This is a genomic window from Acidobacteriota bacterium (genome assembly GCA_030774055.1).
Classification (GTDB): Bacteria; Acidobacteriota; Terriglobia; order Terriglobales; family Acidobacteriaceae; genus JACPNR01.
On record JALYLW010000019.1, the window covers coordinates 1 to 2,476 of the forward strand.

Consider the following 2,476-nt stretch of genomic DNA (forward strand, 5'->3'; position numbering starts at 1 on the left):
GGCGTGGTCCCGGAGGCGGCGGTGGTGGCCGCGGCGGCGGCGGTGGCGATCGCGGCAACCGGTAAATAGATCAGAGTCGCAGGCAAGGGCCGCGGTATCTAAACCGCGGTCCTTCTTTTTGTGCGGCGCTTTTCCCCTGAATCCGATGGAAGCAACTCCGCAAGCAGAAGATCAGCAAGCCGAGCGTCCACTGAAGCTGCGCCACTGGCTGGGCTTCGCGCTGCTGTGCGCGATCTGGAGCACCACGTGGATGGCGATCCGCGTCCTGGTGGCCGAGGTGCCGCCATTCCGCGCGGCGTCGTTGCGCTTCGCCATCGCGTCAGCATTTTTGCTGGGTCTGGCCGCGATCCGCAGAGACCAGTGGCCGAAGAGCAGCCGCGAGTGGCGCGTGGTCACGATGCTGGGCGTCACGATGATGACCATCCCCTTCGGCGTGGTGTTCTGGGCGGAGCAGTACGTCACGTCGTCGATGACGGCGGTGCTCTCCGCCACCACGCCGCTGGTGATCGCGCTGCTCACCCCGGTGATGCTGCGCCAGCCCGTCCCGCGGCGCGCCGTCTTCGCTATGGTGATCGGCTTTGGCGGGATCGTCGCGCTGTTCTGGACCGGGATGAGCCTGTCACCCCACCGGCTGGCGGGTGGTCTCGCGATCCTGGCCGGAGCGGTGAGCACCGGCTGGTCGGCGCACTACGCCAAGCGCAACGCGCAGGGTATCAGTCCGGTGGTCAGCACCGGGTTGCAACTCGCGGTGGGAACCGTCCTGCTGGGCGCGCTGAGCATGGTGGTGGAGCGCGACGCTGAATCGCACTGGAGCGGCAAGGCCATCGCCGCGCTGCTGTTCCTGGCAGTGATGGGCTCGGCGGTCGCTTTCGCGGTGTGGTACTGGCTGCTGAAACGCATGCGTCCCTACCAGCTCTCGACCATCGGCCTGATCATCCCCGTGGGAGCGATGCTGGAAGGCGCGCTGCTGCTGCACGAGCCGGCGCCGCCGATGGTGATCGCAGCAGTGTTGGTAGTGCTCGGCGCGGTGGCGACGGTGTTACGCGCCGAACCAGAAAAGGTTTTGTCGTTGAGAGACTAGATCAGGCCTGCTGTGCCGCGGGGATCTTGCGGGGCAGCATCTCGCCGATGCGTCTCATCTGCGCGCCCACGCCGCGCAGTTTTTCCTCGATGCGCTCGTAGCCGCGGTCGATGTGGTAGACGCGGTCGATGATGGTCTCGCCGTCCGCCACCAGCGCTGCCAATACCAGCGAAGCCGATGCGCGCAGGTCGCTGGCCAGCACGGCGGCGGCGGAGAGTGGTGTCTTTCCTCTAACGATGGCGCGGCGGCCTTCGATCTTCACGTTCGCGCCCATGCGCACCATCTCCTGAGCGTGCATGAAGCGGTTCTCGAAGATGTTCTCCGTCACGATCGAGGTGCCTTCGGCCTGCGTCGCCAGCGCCATGAACTGCGCCTGCATGTCGGTGGGGAAGCCGGGATACTCTTCCGTCGAAACGTCCGCAGCGGTGATGGGGTTATCGCCCAGCACGCGGATGGTGTCCCCGCTCTCTTTCACCTTCACGCCACACTGGTTCAGCTTCTGGATGAGCGCGCCGAGGTGGTGAGGATCGCAGCCCGAGATGATGAGGTCGCCGCCGGTCATCGCCGCGGCGATGAGGAACGTGCCCGCCTCGATGCGGTCGGGGATGATGCGATGCTTCGCGCCGTGCAGCTTGTTGGCACCCTGGATCTTCATGGTGGACGTCCCGGCGCCTTCGATCTTCGCGCCCATCTTAGTGAGTAACGCGGCCAGGTCGGCCACTTCGGGCTCGCGCGCGCAGTTTTCCATGATGGTCTCGCCATCGGCGAGCACGGCGGCCATCAGCAGATCTTCGGTGCCGGTGACGGTGATCTTCTCGAAGACGATGTGTCCACCCTTGAGGCGGTCGGCACGCGCCTCGACGTAGCCGTGCTCTTGCGTGATGGTCGCGCCGAGCGCTTCGAGTCCGCGGATGTGCAGGTCGATCGGGCGAGCGCCGATGGCGCATCCGCCGGGAAGCGAGACGTGCGCGCGCCCGGTGCGCGCGACCAGCGGACCGAGCACCAGCGTGGAAGCGCGCATCGTTTTCACCAGGTCGTAGGTGGCTTCGGGCTTGGTCAGCTTGGCGCAGTTGATGGTGGTGCGATGGTGCGCGCGTCCATAGCCGAGCTCGACCTCGGCGCCCATCGCAACCAGCAGCTTGCGCTCGGTCTGGATGTCGCGGACGTCAGGGATGTTCTCGAGCGTGACGGTCTCGTCGGTGAGCAGTGCGGCGGCCATGCAGGGAAGCGCCGCGTTCTTCGCGCCGCTCACGCGCACCGTGCCCACCAGCGGATTGCCACCGCGGATCACAAACTTGTCCATATCAGTGTCAGCCGGTTTCTTCCCGTCGCTGGCTTAAAGGATAAATCGGAATCGCTGTGGATGGGGTGGCGGGGGCGGTACCAGGGAGGATT

2 protein-coding genes are annotated in these 2,476 nt (G+C 66.0%); one reads left to right on the forward strand and one right to left on the reverse strand.

The annotated features are described in order from the left end of the window. Positions 1 to 145: 145 nt before the first annotated feature. Positions 146 to 1,081: an EamA family transporter gene (locus M3P27_01815; protein MDP9267046.1), complete on the forward strand. Its 936-nt coding sequence runs from the start codon at positions 146 to 148 to the stop codon at positions 1,079 to 1,081. Position 1,082: 1 nt separating this feature from the next. Here the strand turns inward: M3P27_01815 and murA are convergent, their stop codons facing one another. Beyond that, positions 1,083 to 2,384, reverse strand: a complete 1,302-nt coding sequence (gene murA / locus M3P27_01820) for a UDP-N-acetylglucosamine 1-carboxyvinyltransferase (protein MDP9267047.1) — start codon at positions 2,382 to 2,384, stop codon at positions 1,083 to 1,085. Positions 2,385 to 2,476 lie beyond the last annotated feature (92 nt).

What these genes read in the sequence shown, in the direction of transcription:
- M3P27_01815 (MDP9267046.1), top strand. Translation starts at nt 146, where the DNA reads ATGGAAGCAACTCCGCAAGCAGAAGATCAGCAAGCCGAGCGTCCACTG.
- murA (MDP9267047.1), bottom strand. Translation starts at nt 2,384, where the DNA reads ATGGACAAGTTTGTGATCCGCGGTGGCAATCCGCTGGTGGGCACGGTG.